At 36.1% G+C, this 17,125-nt stretch carries 15 protein-coding genes; 7 read left to right on the forward strand and 8 right to left on the reverse strand.

Translation table 11 applies throughout. From position 1 onward, the window contains the following. Nucleotides 1-142: 142 nt before the first annotated feature. Nucleotides 143-1,105 carry an L-threonine 3-dehydrogenase gene (locus AC1DVP_RS02325; RefSeq protein WP_477181945.1) on the reverse strand — a complete coding sequence of 321 codons (963 nt, stop codon included), beginning with the start codon at nt 1,103-1,105 and terminating at the stop codon, nt 143-145. Between the two features lie 224 nt (nt 1,106-1,329). Here AC1DVP_RS02325 and AC1DVP_RS02330 point away from each other — a divergent pair, with 224 nt between their 5' ends. The 6 genes from AC1DVP_RS02330 (at nt 1,330) to AC1DVP_RS02355 (ending at nt 8,610) form a co-directional block, all read left to right on the forward strand. Continuing rightward, on the forward strand, nt 1,330-1,971 hold the full coding sequence (locus tag AC1DVP_RS02330) for a hypothetical protein (protein ID WP_477181946.1): 642 nt from the start codon (nt 1,330-1,332) through the stop codon (nt 1,969-1,971). Beyond that, entirely contained in the window at nt 1,968-5,339 is a 3,372-nt protein-coding gene (mfd, locus tag AC1DVP_RS02335) for a transcription-repair coupling factor (protein WP_477181947.1), read from the forward strand. The genes AC1DVP_RS02330 and mfd overlap by 4 nt, the downstream gene beginning before the upstream one ends. A gap of 92 nt (nt 5,340-5,431) precedes the next feature. Next, nucleotides 5,432-6,337 (forward strand): amidohydrolase family protein, encoded by a 906-nt coding sequence (locus AC1DVP_RS02340; RefSeq protein ID WP_477181948.1) that lies wholly within the window; start codon nt 5,432-5,434, stop codon nt 6,335-6,337. Between the two features lie 57 nt (nt 6,338-6,394). Next, nucleotides 6,395-6,769: a VOC family protein gene (locus tag AC1DVP_RS02345; protein ID WP_477181949.1), complete on the forward strand. Its 375-nt coding sequence runs from the start codon at nt 6,395-6,397 to the stop codon at nt 6,767-6,769. Between the two features lie 42 nt (nt 6,770-6,811). Then, on the forward strand, nt 6,812-7,741 hold the full coding sequence (locus tag AC1DVP_RS02350; RefSeq protein WP_477181950.1) for a helix-turn-helix domain-containing protein: 930 nt from the start codon (nt 6,812-6,814) through the stop codon (nt 7,739-7,741). 101 nt (nt 7,742-7,842) lie between these two features. Further along, complete coding sequence (locus AC1DVP_RS02355; protein ID WP_477181951.1) at nt 7,843-8,610, forward strand: SDR family NAD(P)-dependent oxidoreductase; 768 nt, start codon at nt 7,843-7,845, stop codon at nt 8,608-8,610. A gap of 511 nt (nt 8,611-9,121) precedes the next feature. Here the strand turns inward: AC1DVP_RS02355 and AC1DVP_RS02360 are convergent. From AC1DVP_RS02360 to AC1DVP_RS02390, 7 genes are all read right to left on the reverse strand, one after another. Next, nucleotides 9,122-9,652: a hypothetical protein gene (locus AC1DVP_RS02360; protein ID WP_477181952.1), complete on the reverse strand. Its 531-nt coding sequence runs from the start codon at nt 9,650-9,652 to the stop codon at nt 9,122-9,124. A 138-nt stretch (nt 9,653-9,790) separates the two neighbouring features. Further along, a complete protein-coding gene (locus AC1DVP_RS02365; protein WP_477181953.1) occupies nt 9,791-10,288 on the reverse strand; it encodes a hypothetical protein in 498 nt (165 codons plus the stop codon). A gap of 117 nt (nt 10,289-10,405) precedes the next feature. Continuing rightward, nucleotides 10,406-11,122, reverse strand: a complete 717-nt coding sequence (locus tag AC1DVP_RS02370; protein ID WP_477181954.1) for a heterodisulfide reductase-related iron-sulfur binding cluster — start codon at nt 11,120-11,122, stop codon at nt 10,406-10,408. 127 nt (nt 11,123-11,249) lie between these two features. Beyond that, nucleotides 11,250-13,355 (reverse strand): FAD-binding and (Fe-S)-binding domain-containing protein, encoded by a 2,106-nt coding sequence (locus AC1DVP_RS02375; protein ID WP_477181955.1) that lies wholly within the window; start codon nt 13,353-13,355, stop codon nt 11,250-11,252. A 251-nt stretch (nt 13,356-13,606) separates the two neighbouring features. Then, nucleotides 13,607-14,263: an aspartate kinase gene (locus AC1DVP_RS02380; RefSeq protein WP_477181956.1), complete on the reverse strand. Its 657-nt coding sequence runs from the start codon at nt 14,261-14,263 to the stop codon at nt 13,607-13,609. A gap of 106 nt (nt 14,264-14,369) precedes the next feature. Further along, the gene (locus tag AC1DVP_RS02385; protein ID WP_477181957.1) at nt 14,370-14,759 is read right to left on the reverse strand and encodes a YraN family protein; all 390 of its coding nucleotides are present in this window, start codon (nt 14,757-14,759) and stop codon (nt 14,370-14,372) included. Between the two features lie 91 nt (nt 14,760-14,850). Further along, on the reverse strand, nt 14,851-15,747 hold the full coding sequence (locus AC1DVP_RS02390) for a S66 peptidase family protein (RefSeq protein WP_477182158.1): 897 nt from the start codon (nt 15,745-15,747) through the stop codon (nt 14,851-14,853). Between the two features lie 231 nt (nt 15,748-15,978). Here AC1DVP_RS02390 and AC1DVP_RS02395 point away from each other — a divergent pair, with 231 nt between their 5' ends. Continuing rightward, nucleotides 15,979-17,091, forward strand: coding sequence for an endonuclease/exonuclease/phosphatase family protein (locus AC1DVP_RS02395; protein WP_477181958.1), 1,113 nt, complete (start codon nt 15,979-15,981; stop codon nt 17,089-17,091). The last annotated feature ends 34 nt before the right edge of the window (nt 17,092-17,125 follow it).

The following is a 17,125-nucleotide window of genomic DNA, read 5'->3' on the forward strand; positions in this document are numbered from 1 at the left end:
GAAAGTACTGAAGCTGCGTGAGGGATAGAAATAAGCTACCGAAGTAGCATGGATAGCCCGACCTCGTTAAGGAAATGGGCAGATAAACGGTACTATAAGAAGCCCATTTACTTAACGAGGGCACGCCCAAAAGCTGTATATTTTATTGTAAATCAGTGTTGTATTGAGGGGCGAGATTTTTTAGCATTTCGGCGGTCATCATTTCGAGATCAAATTGGTGATTCCAGCCCCAGTCTTCCCTGGCTCGTGAGTCGTCAATGCTGGCAGGCCAACTGTCAGCAATTTTTTGACGGAAGTCGGGTGCGTACGTTACTTCGAGCTGCGGAATGTGTTTTTTGATTTCGGAGGCAATTTCGCTTGGCGTGAAACTGATGGCGGCCAGATTATAGGAGGAGCGGATTTTAATTTGTTCAATGGGCGCTTTCATGATGTTGATCGTGGCAGCAATGGCGTCATCCATGTACATCATTGGCATTTTGGTTTCGGAGGATAAGAAACATTCATATTTCCCATCACTTAAAGCTTTGTGGTAAATGTCTACGGCATAATCTGTAGTACCGCCGCCGGGAAGTGTAGTCCAGCTGATTAATCCAGGGTAACGGATGCTTCGAACATCGACTCCAAAAAGATTATGATAATATTCGCACCATCTTTCGCCAGCCTGTTTGCTGATGCCATATACGGTGGAAGGTTCCATGATGGTGTATTGCGGTGTGTTTTCTTTGGGAGTTGTAGGGCCAAAAACGGCGATGCTGGAAGGCCAAAATATTTTTTTTATTTTTTTTGCTTTCGCCAAATTCAAAACGTGAAATAATGAATTCATATTCAGATCCCAAGCAAAAGCAGGGTTTTTTTCGGCAGTTGCCGATAGTAAAGCTGCCATCAAGTATACATCGGTAATTTGGTGGATTTCGACTAAATGTTCAATTTGGTTAAAATCTAAGGCATTGATTACTTCAAACGGACCAGAATTGACTACATCGTTATTCAGTTTTCGAATGTCAGAAGCAATTACATTATCGGTTCCATAGATGGTGCGGAGCCGATGAGTTAATTCGGTGCCTATTTGACCGCAAGCGCCTATTATTAAGATCTTTGGATTCATATCAGATGGTTTTGAATTACAAAGATAACGATTTAGATAAATATCACAATTTCGCAAATAAAGTTACAAAAATCACAAAATTATTTTTAAAATAGCGAATATTGATTATTTCCGGTTGATTAAATTCAGACAAATAGAGTAATTAGTATCAGATTGTTATTCTGATGCTGAAATTCGGTATTGTAAATTTACTTTGTAACTTTGCGGTTCAAATAATTTGGAAAATGAACAATAAATTAGCGTTGCTTTTTTTGGTAATTTTAATGCAGCTTTCGTGTAACGACAGTAGCGATAAGCGTCTTGCCGATCAATTGCGAGATGCAAAAAAGAAAGAATTAATTTTTACCACTATAAAAAAAGGCTGGATTTTTTTTGACACACCAATCAATGAAACATCTGAGGCTTCTATAAAGACATGGCCTCAATGGCGTGAGTTTATGGATGAATTGGCCAAAAAACCTAAGAAAACAATTGGTGATTTCCAGAAGAAATCCAAAGCGTTATCAACGAAAGTAATGGCTTTGAATACAAATATCCCCACACAATTTGATACGCCACAGATAAGAAGCAGAATTGCTACTTTGATTACACAAGTCCGAATGTTGGATTTGTATATAAACCTTACCGATATTTCGGAGAAAAAAGTAGTAAAATTTGTTGCAGAAATTAATCTTGAGCTGGTTTCTTTACAAAGGCAAATGGACAAAATTGTAGAGAAAAGCAAAATACCAATGGAAACAGGTGAGTCCGAACTTTTACAGATGATTATGGATACTACTAGAGCAATACCTTCTGGAAATCCAATAATTCCGGTTAGCCCTAGCAGTTTAATGAATCAAAAAAATCCAAACGGAGCAAAACCTTGAGTAAAGCCACTTCTATATATTCGGTTTATGATTCTTCTCCCAAAACGGCTCAGATTGTAGCTAGTCTGCAGGGGAATAATCCAATAAAAATACATTTGGAAGGTTTGTTGGGATCGGCGGCTTCCTTTGTGATTCAGTCGGTTTTCAAGAAATCGGAACTTCCATTTTTGGTGGTTTTGAATAATAAGGAAGAAGCTGCGTATTATTTGAACGATTTGGAACAGATGATAGGCGAGCAGGATGTGTTGTTTTATCCCGGTTCTTTCCGTCGTCCGTACCAAATTGAAGAAACCGACAATGCCAATGTTCTGCTTCGATCCGAAGTACTCAATAGAATCAATTCCCGAAAAAAACCTGCCGTAATTGTAACGTATCCAGAAGCACTTTTTGAAAAAGTGGTGACCCGGCAAAATTTGGATAAAAACACTTTGAAAGTCACTGTTGGAGATAAAATATCTATCGATTTCCTGAATGAAGTTTTGTTTGAATACGAATTCAAAAGAGTTGATTTCATTACAGAACCAGGCGAATTCTCTGTTCGCGGAGGAATTGTCGATGTGTTTTCGTTTTCGAATGACAATCCGTACCGAATAGAATTTTTTGGTAATGAAGTCGAAAGCATCAGGACTTTTGACGTTGCAACCCAATTGTCATTGGAACAAAAGAAAAAAATTACCATTATCCCGAATGTCGAGAATAAAGTTTTTCAGGAAAACCGGGAAAGTTTTCTGGATTATATAGCTGAAAGGACGGTTTTGTTTTTTCAAAACACAGAGAATCTTTTATACGAATTGGACAAACAATTTGGTAGAGCCGAAGAAGCTTTTGAAAAATTATCGAAAGACATCAAACACGCCACTCCAGAACAATTGTTCTTGAACCAAAAAGCATTTGTGAAAAGAGCACTGGATTTTTCGGTGGTGGAGTTCAATTCTAAACCTATTTTTAAAACGACTAAGAAATTTGAATTTCACATTCAGCCACAACCTTCGTTCAACAAGCAATTCGATTTATTGCTGAATAATTTGAGTGACAATCATTTTAACGGGTATCAAAATTATTTGTTTTGTTCGAATGAAGCGCAGACGAAACGTTTTCACGATATATTCGAGTCCCTTGATGAAGCCAATTCCGAGAATATTCGCAAGCAATACAAGACGATTGTTTTGCCATTGTACCAAGGTTTCATCGATCAGGAAAACCAAATTATCTGTTACACTGACCATCAGATTTTTGAGCGTTATCATAAATTCAGCATAAAAGATGGTTATTCAAAAAAGCAGAATTTAACTTTAAAAGAACTCACGACTTTGTCCGTAGGCGATTATGTGACGCATATCGATCATGGAATCGGGAAGTTTGGCGGACTGCAAAAAATACAGGTCGAAGGTAAAACACAGGAAGCCATCAAGCTCGTTTATGCAGATAATGATATCGTGTATGTGAGCATTCACTCGCTGCATAAGATTTCGAAATATAACGGAAAAGACGGAACGCCACCCAAAATTTATAAATTAGGCTCAAATGCTTGGAAGGTTTTAAAACAGAAAACCAAAGCAAGAGTCAAGCATATTGCATTCAATCTGATTCAGTTGTATGCCAAACGCCGATTGGAGAGAGGATTTCAATTTGCTCCCGACAGTTATCTGCAAAACGAGTTGGAAAGTTCGTTTATTTATGAAGACACGCCAGACCAAATTAAGTCAACCCAGGAAGTTAAAGCCGATATGGAAAGCGAGCGTCCTATGGATCGTTTGGTTTGCGGTGACGTTGGTTTTGGTAAAACTGAAGTCGCGATTCGTGCCGCTTTTAAGGCTGTTGATAATTCAAAACAAGTGGCAATTCTAGTTCCAACGACAATTTTGGCGTACCAGCATTACCGTACTTTTAGCGAAAGACTGAAAGATATGCCAGTTTCTATTGGTTATCTGAACCGTTTTAGAACGACCAAACAAAAAGCAGAAACTTTAAAACAATTGGCCGAAGGGAAACTCGACATTGTTATTGGTACGCACCAATTGGTTAACAAAAATGTGGTTTTCAAAGACCTTGGATTGTTGATCGTGGATGAGGAACAGAAATTTGGCGTTAACGTAAAAGACAAACTCAAGACAATTGCTGCTAATGTTGATACCCTGACATTGACGGCAACGCCAATCCCAAGAACTTTGCAGTTTTCGTTGATGGCAGCACGTGATTTATCGGTAATTACAACACCTCCGCCAAACAGATATCCTATTGAAACGAATGTAGTCAGTTTTAATGAAGAGCTGATTCGGGATGCAATTTCGTATGAAATTCAGCGTAACGGGCAGGTTTTCTTTATTAATAACCGAATCGAAAACATCAAGGAATTTGCGGGAATGATTCAGAGGTTAGTGCCAAATGCTCGAGTTGGGATTGGTCACGGTCAAATGGACGGCTCCAAACTAGAAGAATTGATGCTCGCTTTTATGAACGGAGAATTTGATGTTTTGGTTGCCACCACTATTATTGAAAGCGGATTGGATGTTCCGAATGCGAATACGATTTTCATCAATAATGCTAATAATTTTGGACTTTCTGATTTGCATCAAATGCGAGGTCGAGTAGGACGTAGCAATAAGAAAGCGTTTTGTTATTTCATCTGCCCGCCGTATTCGCATATGACCGAAGATGCCAGAAAGCGAATTCAGGCATTAGAGCAATTCAGCGAGTTAGGAAGCGGTTTGAACATTGCAATGAAAGATCTTGAGATTCGCGGTGCAGGAGATTTATTGGGAGGAGAGCAAAGCGGTTTCATCAACGACATTGGTTTTGATACGTACCAAAAAATCATGAACGAGGCCATCGAGGAATTGAAGGAAAACGAATTCAAGGATTTGTATCCCGAAGAGAACAATATCGAAACCAAGGAATATGTAAAAGACCTGCAGATCGACACCGATTTTGAGTTGTTGTTTTCAGACGAATATATCAATAATGTCACCGAGCGTTTGAGTTTATACAACGAATTGGCCGACGTGAAAAACGAGGAAGAATTGGTTGTTTTTCAAAATAAATTGATTGACCGTTTTGGTCCAATGCCACCGAGAGCACTTGCCTTAATGAACAGTATTCGCATCAAATGGATTGCGACCCGCGTGGGTATCGAAAAATTGGTGATGAAAAAAGGCAAGATGATTGGCTATTTTGTCTCCGACCAACAATCTGATTTTTACCATTCGAAACGTTTCCACAAAGTGATTCAGTTTGTGCAGACGCACAGCAACATTTGTGTGATGAAAGAAAAACAGACTCCAAACGGTTTACGTCTTTTGTTGACTTTTGATAATGTGAAATCGACTAGAAGAGCTTTGGAATTGATGGAGATGTTGGGAGGGAGTTAAAGAAGCTAGATCTAAAAATTGTTTTGTATATTTGAATTTCAAATACTTAGATTGAATTTTGGCAGTATTTGCAAATAACTAATATGATCAAAATGACTAAGTATCTCTCCTTATTTTCAATTCTAATTTTGTTTACTCAAAATAGTCTTTCTCAAAACAGAAAAATAATTGATGTACATTTTCATACCCGTTCTGCTGGGGATTATGGAGAAACTCCTCCGCCAAATCCTATAACCGGAAAACGGCCAGAAGCACAAACTAATGATGCAATCTATAAGAGCAATGTTGCGTTTTTAATAAAGCACAATGTAGTAAAAGCAATTTGCTCGGGAAGTTTAAAACGGAATTTAGATTTTATAACAAAAGACCCATCCCGATTTATTAGTTCCTTGGAATATCCCGATCATCAAAATAATAGTTTACCCGATACTCTTGTTTTTAAAAAGCTGTGTGAAGAAAATAAAATTGCTGTTTTTGGAGAGCTTGGACTGCAATATGAAGGAGAAAATTTAACTAACAAAAAGTACGAACCTTATTTGGCTATTTGCGAGAAATATGGAATTCCTGTGGCTGTACATACAGGAATCGCAGGACCAAATACACCTTATGGCTGTTGCCCAAAATTCAGGATTGAAGAAGGCAGACCGCTGCTTCTAGAGCCTGTATTAATAAAACATCCGAAACTTAAAATTCAAATGATGCATATGGGATTTCCATTTCTAGAGGAGACAAAAGCATTAATGTATGTGTATCCACAGGTTTATGTGGATGTATCGGCTATTGACTGGTTGGTTCCAAAAGAAGATTTTTACAGTTATTTGAAATCATTGATAAACTCTGGATTTGATACTAGAATTATGTATGGTTCCGATCAAATGATTTGGGAAGACGCCATTCCTTTGTCTATAAAAAATGTTGAAGACGCACCGTTTTTAAGTGATTCCCAAAAAGACAATATCTTTTATAATAACGCGGCAAAATTCTTTAATATAAAATAAACGCAGCTATGCACTGATAGCTAAAATGATTATTTTCATATTCTAATTTATTGCCCCATGAATCTCAATCAAGTAACTATACCTTCCCGAAATGTAGAACAAGCTTTGGCATTTTATCAGCAACTCGGTTTATTGCCTATTGTTTTGGCTTTGCCAAATTATGTTCGATTGGTTTGCCCCGATGGACAAAGTACTTTTTCGATACATCTTGTTCCTGAATTGTCAAATGGAGAAGGAGTTTGGGTGTATTTTGAATGTGAAGATTTAGACAAAAAAGCAGCAGATTTGCAACAGCAAGGAATTATCTTCGAGCATGGGCCTATGGATCAACCTTGGCTTTGGCGCGAAGCCCGCTTGAAAGATTTAGACAACAATACCATTATCTTGTATTTTGCTGGTGAAAACCGATTGAATCCTCCGTGGAAAGTTTAATAAATTTATTTTGTATATTTGATTTTTACAAATTTATTTCTAATGAAATCAAAATCAATAGAAGAATTCTATCAGGAAATTTCTGGAGATTCCAGTACAGAAACAAATGCATTATTGCCAAAGGATATTCAAAAAGAAATTGGACATTTTAATGTTTTCAGTATCAAGGAACTTTATGAAAGGCTGAAGGAAAAATCTTTTATGCCTTATGACAGAAGGGCATATTATAAAATAAGTTTGATTCGGGGAAAAAACAGAGTAGAATATGCTGACCGCATAATTGAAATAGAAGAAAACGCACTTTTATTTGCTACACCCAAAATTCCTTATAATTATGTTCCGCTGGACATACAGCAGTCTGGACATTTTTGTGTTTTCACAAGTGAGTTTTTGACTAAAGACAAAAGCGGAATCGACTTGGATAAACTGCCTATTTTTCAAACGGATGGTTATCCTGTTTTTCAGCTGACAAAGGAGGATGCAGTTGCAGTTGACTTAATTTTCAGTAAGATACATAAAGAAATTAATTCAGATTATGTGTATAAATACGATTTGATTCGTAACTATGTAGCGGAGCTGATTCATTTTGGACAAAAACTGCAGCCCGTGACCGCCTTATATTCTAAGCATAATTCGGCAGCTAGGGTTTCTTCTTTATTTGTAGAATTACTCGAAAGACAATTTCCGATTGAGTCACCGCGACAACGGTTGGAATTGAAATCAGCCAAAGATTTTGCGGCTCGTTTGGCCATTCATGTTAATCATCTCAATAAAGTTTTAAAGGAAAATACGGGAAAAACCACTACGGAGTTAATCAGCGACCGATTGATTCAAGAGGCTAAGATTCTATTGAAAGAAACGGATTGGAACATTTCGGAAATTGCTTATTCTTTGGGATTTGAGGAATTGGCACACTTTTCAAATTTTTTCAAAAAACAAACAGCTTTGACTCCTATGGCTTTTCGAGTTTAAATAACCTGATTTGAATTTTGCAAACTCTGGATTGATATTCGCAATTACAGAGGCTTATACTTGTGCTAATTTTGTTTTATCAATTTAAAACAAAACTAAACATGGAAATTAAGAAGAATAAAATAGCATTAGTTACTGGAGGAAGCCGCGGATTAGGAAAAGATATGGCTTTGAATCTTGCCAAAAAGGGTCTTGACGTTGTACTTACTTATAATAGCAAAAAGGAAGAAGCTGATAATGTTGTAAATGAAATCGAAAAACTGGGACAAAAAGCAATAGCGATTCAGCTGAATGTTGCGGAGGTAAGCAGTTTTGATTTGTTCTTTCAAAATGTGGCAACGGCTTTAAAAAGCACTTTTGGCACCGATAAAATTGATTTTTTAATCAACAATGCGGGTATTGGTCTTCACGAGAGTTTTTCGACAACTACTGCAGATCAGTTTGACACTTTGGTTAATATTCAATTCAAAGGCCCCTTTTTTCTAACTCAAAAATCTTTGGGGCTAATAAACGATGGCGGAGGAATTGTAAATGTTTCATCGGGACTGACCCGTTTTTCATTTCCGGGATATGCTGCTTATGCGAGTATGAAAGGAGCGATGGAAACATTGACTAAATACCAGGCAAAAGAATTGGGGGCAAGAAAAATCAGAGTCAATATTGTCGCGCCTGGTGCTATAGAAACTGATTTTGGCGGGGGAGTTGTTCGCGACAACGAACAGTTAAATCAATTTATTTCTTCGGTAACCGCTTTGGGAAGAGTAGGCTTGCCAGATGATATTGGGAGTGTGATTGCCTTTTTGTGTACTGATGATGCTAAATGGGTGAACGGTCAGCGTATCGAAGTTTCGGGAGGAATGAATTTGTAAATCCGCTGTAAACTGTAAACAAAAAAGAAGCTTTTGAAGCTTCTTTTTTGTTTTTATTTTGTTGCAACAGATGTAACTCAACCGGAGTATTTACTCTTCAGCAGTTATATTGCCAGAGCGGTGTTTTTTTAGGTATCAATCTTTTTTTTGTTTTTTGGAGTAAAAAGAATATTGTAAAGGCACACAAAGACAAATAGTTTCGAAGTATTAAAAATTTAAACAACCATACAATTAATTTGAACAAAAAGTTATATGAATTAAATCTTAGCAGTCTTTGTGGCTTTACAATAATATGCTGAGTGTTACAAATAGCCTTAGTAAAGACTAATCTGTATCATGTTACGTTACAAATATAAGAAACAAGGTTATATAAGACTATTTGTAAACCTACCAGTTTATAACATTAATTTTTTGACACCATATACTGACAAGGCTTGTAATGTGATTCCAGATTGAATCACCTCCAAAAGCATTTTTCCAAGCTATTTTGGTAAGAGAAGCTAGAACACTATTATTTGTTTAATAATGGTTCAATACTTTTTATATGTATTCCAATGAAACAATCGTCTTGACAATTATTTTCAACATATCCGCAGGTTGAGATTAGCCTATTATTTTTGGTTTCAAAGTATATTTTGGCATTATCTCTTTTTATTAGCCATTCTTGTTCGGCTTTATTATATATTTCGTCCAATGTTAGAGCAGTTGCCGCTATATTTTTATGACTGCCAATTTTACTTCCATTTTCAGTCCATTCCAATTCTTCTTTAGGAATATCATTTCTTAATCCTGTGGTATTAGCGTATTTAAACTGCCTTTGAATTACTTTTCCGTTAGAAACAATTATAGTAGTTTCCCAAGCTGGACCAACCCAAGTTACACCAGTGACTATGTATTTATAGGAGTTATTCGTTGATTTTTTGAAATTAGACAAGGCTTTGTTACTATTTTGAAACTGATTTTGATCTGCATTATCCGATTCACAAGAAGAAACAAAACCGCCGATCAATAATAATACAATAAGATAAATTTTATTTTTCATGGTTTCTACGTTTTATTAGTATAGATGTAATTTTAACTATTTAGTTGCTTATTAATTTGTTGCATTTTTTAAAGCATAAAAAAACCGCTGATTTCTCAACGGTTAGTTTTAATGTTTTTTAGTAAATAACAGCATTTTTTAAGCTTCTGGTTTTTTATATTGCCAGCCTTCTTCAAGAAAACCTTGAACAATTACGCTATATGCAGCTCCATCTTTTTCGGAAAGAATATCAGTATTAACGATTATTTTTTCAACAATATAGTTTTTTATTAAAAATCCAGCAATTAAAACTATTAAAGCGGGTATAATTCCACCTTTGAAAGAATCTAAACTAAATGAAAACAGCAGTGGCATAATAAGCATTATACCAGTGGCAATAAAAATATATTTTTTAGCTTTTGCCTCAGATTCTTCATGTATTGATTTACAGTTTTCACATCTGGGAACTCCAATGGATACTTTGTTAAATTTTACATTGCGGAAAACAACATAGTTTGACCTGTTTTGTTCAAGGTACAGCGTTTGAAAGAAGCAGCTGTCCATTAATGACATTTCTTTTTTTCGGCAATAGCTGCATTTTTTTTCAAGGGGTTCAATCCTTTTTTCTGTTTGATTTATTATGTATTTTTCTTCCATAGGGCAGTATTTATTTTATAGCAGGTCTGTTTATTATTAAAGCCTAAAATATAAAAAAATGTTTAGTTTTAAGAAGCTAAATTTGGTTAATTTTAGATTTGAAAAGAGATCGCTTAACTATCTAGTCACTTCTTCAATCAGATAAAAAACAGATTTAAAATCAACACCGCTCATTTTTTCTAAACCAATTTCGCAGGTTCGGCTGGTGGAAAAGCCTTCACTGCAATTGGCTGGAATTTGGGATTTTAAATCACGCAATCCATGTTCGTTCAATTCCGGAATCAGGAAGCCTCTGTCTCCAGCAAAACCACAGCAATTGCTGTCAATAAGGGTAACGTTATTGGCACAGAGCTGAGACAAAGTAAGAAGCTGCTCCATTTTTCCAATTTTTTTAACGGAGCAAACCGGGAAAACGGCTACGGTATCTTTTTTGTTTTTTACTGTCAAATTTGGCATCACATAATCCAGCATAAATTCTATGGGATCTACTATTTTTAAGGCTTTTGAAAATTCTTCTTTCGAATGATAAAAACAAGGACTCATGTCATACAAAACAGGATATTTCCCGTTTTCAGAAGCTTTTATAAGTGCTGTTTCCAATGCTTCCGATTGTGTATGATTGGCTTCTGCAAAACCTTTACTTGAAAAAGGCATACCACAGCAATGACTGTTTATTGATTCGGGATAAATTATTGTAAAGCCGGCACGCACCAATAATTTATGGGTTAGTTCGGTTAATTGAAGATCGTCTGCACTTTGAAAACTATTTTTACCCATACTTCGGTTGATGCAGGAAGGAAAGTAAACGACTTTTAAATCAGAGTTTGTATTCATTGCTTTATTATTAATAGTTTAACCGCAGATTGCTGCGCCTATTCGCTATTGCTCGGGGCGCAAATTGATTTTTAATTTTCGGACTCAATTATAAAAAATCATTATTATAAAATTTGCGCTTTTGCGGTTAATTTTTCGTATTTATTTTGTTGGCTCCTTTAGGCATTTCAGGAATCCATTTTGGAACTTTTCCAAAGCTTATAAAATGGAAACCGTTGGATAAAACGGTCATAATTTTTGTTCCAAATAGGGAATGGAAAAAGGATACTGATTTTAATCCAATTCTCAAAACTGCAGTTGTTTCAGCCATGTGGGAACCAATATAAGCGGCAGTTTTTCTATCACTTGCATTTATTTCGTTGGCACGCCATTCTTTTACAAATTTTCCAGTATCAATATGAACTGGGCAGGCCAAAGCACAAAGGCCATCGGTCGCACAGGTTTCGTCTAGCTGATAAGTGACATCTTTTCGAATATCGGCTAATCGTTGCGGATTATCATTGGTTTCTTCCAATCGGCTAATTTCTCTGGCAATCACGATACGCTGTCTTGGCGACAATGTCAAACCTTCGGAAACGCAATGCGGCTCGCAAAATCCGCATTCCATACATTTGTCAACAATGGCGTGGGATTCGGGCATTGGTTTTAGATTTTTGAGATGCGCTTTGGGATCCGGATTGATTAAAACATCTGGATTAATTTTATTGTTGGGATCAAAAATATTTTTGATGCGCTTCATAATTTTGTAGGCTGCAGAACCCCATTCTTTTTCGACAAATGGAGCCATATTACGGCCAGTTCCGTGTTCGGCTTTCAACGAACCGTTGAAACGGTCCACGACCAAAACGGCTAATTCCGACATTAGTTTTTCATAACGGTCAATTTCGGCTTGGTTCGAAAAGTCCTGAGAAAACACAAAATGAAGGTTGCCTTCTAAAGCATGGCCAAATAAAACGGCATCATGATATTCATATTTTTTGAATAAATTTTTTAATGCAATGCAGGCATCGGCGAGTTGAGGCAAAGGAAAAGCAACATCTTCAATAATAACAGATGTTCCATTTTTTCGCAGTCCGCCAACAGTTGGCAACAAGCCTTTTCGGGCTTTCCAGTTGAAATAATATTGTTTAGGATCACTCGTAAATTCATAATCCGAATAGGTTGGAATAGATTGGATTTGAAATCGAATTTGCTCTTGTTTTTGTTTTAAAATAGCCAAATCATTATCCCGGCATTCGACCAATAAAGCACAAGCTGATTCGGGTAATGTTTTGAAATAAGTTGGTGCATCTGGATCATTTTCTACCGAACGAATGGATTCTCTGTCCAATAATTCTACTGCAGCTACTGGACTGGATTTCAATAGAATTGTTGCATTGCAGGCATCCTGAATCGTGCTGAAAATAAGCAAGGAACAGGATTTGTGTTTTTCATCAACAACCGTTTTGAAAGTCACATTCGAAATAAAAGCCAAAGTTCCTTCTGAACCAACCATCAAATGTTTGATAATTTCAATCGGATCCTGATAATCGACAAAAGCATTGATGCTATAACCTGTGGTATTTTTTATTTTGAACTTGTTTTTGATGAAATGAAATAAGGCATAATCATTTTTGATGGTATCTCTAAGGTTTTCTATTTCCTGAATTAAAGCGGTCTGATTTTGTTTGAAAGCGGTAACGCTCTCCTCATTTGCGGTGTCAAGAACAGTTCCATCATTCAATACAATCCTAATGTCGGCTATGGTCTGATACGAGTTTTGAGCCGTTCCGCAACACATGCCGCTGGCGTTATTGGCAACAATTCCGCCTATCATCGCCGCTCCGATCGATGCTGGATCTGGTCCAATTTTTAATCCGTGAGGAGCCAAAAAAGTATTGGCTCGTGCACCTACAATTCCGGGTTCCAATTTGATTTTTTGATTGTTTTCCAAAAGTTCAAAATTTTTCCAGCCGTGTGTGGCGACAACCAAAACCGAATCGGTAATGGCCTGACCCGATAAACTGGTTCCTGCAGCACGAAAAGTCAGCGCAATATCTAGTAATTTGGCTTGTTTTATAATTTCGGTTACTTCGGCTTCGTTATGCGCCAGAATTACAATTTTGGGAATAAGTCTGTAAAAACTGGCATCGGTTCCATAAGCAAGTGTCTGCAATGGATTATCCAAGATTCTTTTAGAATCAATGGATGTCGACAAAATATCTTTTAACTTTTGATATGAAGGGGCTAACATAGCGATTGTATTTATGAATAATACTCACAAGTCACATTGACGTCACGAAGTTTTTTGTGATAAAAGTGTAAATTTAAGTATTAACGGATGTTCTACCATTTCTGAGTATAAATTAATTTAAAAAATAATTATTTCATTTATTCTGATTTTATAAAATCTGCGTAAATCTGTGTAAAAAACGGGAACGCAGATTTTTTGTAAAAAAAAAACGAAGCCGTAAGCCTCGTTTTTCATTATAAAAAATATTTTTTTTAATTTTTCAAATCTTTAATCACCTTGAAGGCAACATCTACTTCATTTTCACTCACCATTATTGTAAATTCATTAGAGGTTGAAATTACTTCATTGATGATGATGCCTTCCCAAGCCAAACGCTGGAAAATGAAATAATAAATGCCAGGAACAACAATATTTTCTTTTGGTAATTTAACAGTGATAGAAGCTAGGTTTTCCAGTTTTTGAATCAATTTTTCGGAAGCAAAATGCTTTTCTACTAAGTGGTTCACACTATTGCTCACCACAATATTAGTTTCGTTTACCCCTTTGGATGAGGTATAAAAAATTTCGGGCAATGAATTAATATCGCTGATTAAATCAGCTTGTTTATTCAAAACAGTATCCGAAACCACATAGGTATAATCAGTTAAAGCTGATCGAACTGTGATTTCGCCTATGTTTTTTATTACTTTATTGATTTTGTGATTCAATCGAAAGTCTAGTTCTTCAGTAAGACGTTTTAAAGCCATTACTACAGCACCCTGTTTTACTTCTTTACCAAATTCACTTTCTAATTCGGTCATAATATTTCTTGACAAAGAAGTCAGGTTGATGATGCCCAATGATAAAGCATTCAATAAAAATGGTTTTGTTTTAATGTAATTTTCAACGATTGAGGAAACTGTTTTCATAATGTATTGTGGTTTGTACGTAGTTAATACTTAGTTTTTGGATCTAAATTTTCGACAAATATAAGTAAAAAACAATTTGTTACAAATATAACATTGTTAAATTTTTTTAAAAATAAAAAAAAGCATCTATAAGGTGCTCAATTGCAAAGGATTTCCCTTCTTTGTGGTCCGAGACCGAAGAGCGAACAGACGCAGTAATGGCAATAATGTCAAAACGGACACTTACATCCAAATCTCTTTCGGTTACGTATGCATTTACAGCTTTCACCAAGAGCTGAATTTTTTTTGGTTTCACAAAATCTTGAGGCAAACCGAATTCTAGAGACGAACGGGTTTTTACTTCTACAATGGCGAGTGTGTTTTCAATTTTGGCAATAATGTCAATTTCTGCTTTTTGAAAGGTCCAATTGGTGTTCAGAATAGTGTATCCGTTTTTTTTAAGGTAATCCACTGCAAGATCTTCTCCCAGTTTTCCCAGTTCGTTGTGTGCAGCCATTTTGAAGTTAGAAATTAGAGATTAGAGAAGAGAACATAGAAAATAGATTTAATATCTGAGTTTATGAAATACAATCTATTTTCTATTTTTTTTATTCAAAAACCACCGTATTGCATTTTTCATTCACATCCATAGTCACGATATTTCCCATAATCAAGGCTCTATTATCGTGAACGTGTCCAGCAGGAAAATTATAAAGTATCGGAATGTTGTATTTTTTGGTTACATCCTGAACAATTTCATTGGCATTTTTTCCCCACGGAATATCATTGTCTTTCATTTTGGTCATGCCCCCAACAATAATTCCTTTGATGCTTTCGAGACAGCCGTTACGTTTCAGGTTCATCATCATTCGGTCAATGTGATAGAGATATTCATCCAGATCTTCAATGAACAAAATTTTATCAGTACAGTCAATCGCTGATTTAGACCCTAATAGACTGTATAAAATAGAAAGGTTTCCACCCACCAATTCGCCAGTGGCTTTCCCGAAACGGTTCATCGGGAACGGATCAATTTGATATGATAATTTTTGTCCAAACAAGGCTGTTTTCAAAGTTTCTATGGACTCTGGAGCTGTTCTTTCGACACTTACCGGCATAGTTCCATGAATTGATTTGTAGCCCATTGTATTGAGATGATTGTGCAAAACCGTAACATCGCTAAAACCAACAATCCATTTTGGGTGCTGTTTGAATTTGGTAAAATCCAATAAATCAATCATTCGAACTGTACCATATCCGCCTCGTACACACCAAATTGCCTTGATATTCGGGTTGTCCATCTGTTGCTGAAAATCGGTGGCGCGCTGTTCATCGGTTCCCGCCAATTGGTTTAGGTCCAATCCGATGGTATTTCCGATAATGACTTCCAAACCCCAGGAATGTAATAAGTCTATAGTGGGTTTTAGGTTTTCATCAACATTTTTTCGGGCGGTTGCCACAATGGCAACGGTATCTCCTTTTTGTAAATAAGGTGGTGTGATCATAGTAGTTTGAGCTTGACTGTTTATAGATTGTAAAACAAAAATAAGCAATAGCATTGGATACAAAATCCCTTGTTTTTGAATTAAAGAAAATGGATTGGTATTCATGCTGTACTTTTTGAAAAATGAATGATTATAGGATGTAAGCAAAGATATACATTTCTTGAAGACAACAAATAATTGTAATCAAATTACTATATTTACAAAACCGAACCCTTTTAAGAAAAAGTAATAATGCCCCAAAAGATTTGTTTTTATCTGATTCTGTTCTTTTTAATTGCCAAAGGAAATGCACAAACGAAGGCTTTTTCGATTCATACTGTGGCTTTTTACAATTTTGAAAATCTTTTTGATACCATTAATGATCCGATTACCAATGACGAGGAATGGACGCCAATGGGAGACCAACATTGGAACACTAAAAAATACCGTCAAAAACTGGAAAATTTAGCACGGGTTTTATCCGAAATTGGTACTGGTGAAAATCCCAATTCCCCGACATTTATTGGCGGTGCCGAAATTGAAAATCAAACTGTGCTTGAAGATTTAGTTAAACAGCCCAAATTGATTGACAAAGATTACGGTATTATTCATTTTGATTCCCCCGACAAAAGAGGAATTGATGTGGCCTTATTGTATCAAAAGAAACAATTTCAGCCCACGAGTTATGTCAATATTCCACTGTATGTCTATAAAGGAATACAGCCAATTAAAGAAACACCAAAAGAGGATGCTGCAGAAAATTTAGAATCCGAAGATATTATCCAAGTCAATACCAAAAATTATCGTGTTTATACCAGAGACCAATTGCTGGTAACCGGTTTTTTGAATGGTGAAGAGATTCATATTATTGTCAATCACTGGCCGTCACGATCTGGAGGTGAAAAGAAATCGAGCCCATATCGGGAAGCCGCGGGAGCGCTGAATAGAAAAATTATTGATTCTTTACAACGCATTAACCCCAATGCCAAAGTAATCACCATGGGAGATTTAAACGATAGCCCTTTTAATAATAGTGTAAAAAAAGCGCTTGGTGCCAAAGGCAAAATACAGGAAGTTCAGTCATTTGGTATTTACAACCCGTTTGAGGAAATGGCCAATAAAGGATTGGGAACGATTGCTTTTCGGGATTCTTGGGATATTTTTGACCAAGTTATGGTTTCGGGTTCGCTGTTGCAAAAGGATTACAGCATGTTCCAATATTGGAAAGCCGGAATTTATAACAAACCATTTTTAATCCAAAAAAATGKGAAATACAAAGGATATCCATTACGGCATTCACTCACCGAAATTGGTTTTAGCGACCATTTCCCAGTTTATATTTATTTGATAAAAGAGAAAAAATGATTGTTGCTTCTAACCGCAAGGTTTTCAAAGAATA

The organism is Flavobacterium sp. P3_A6, from assembly GCF_056403035.1.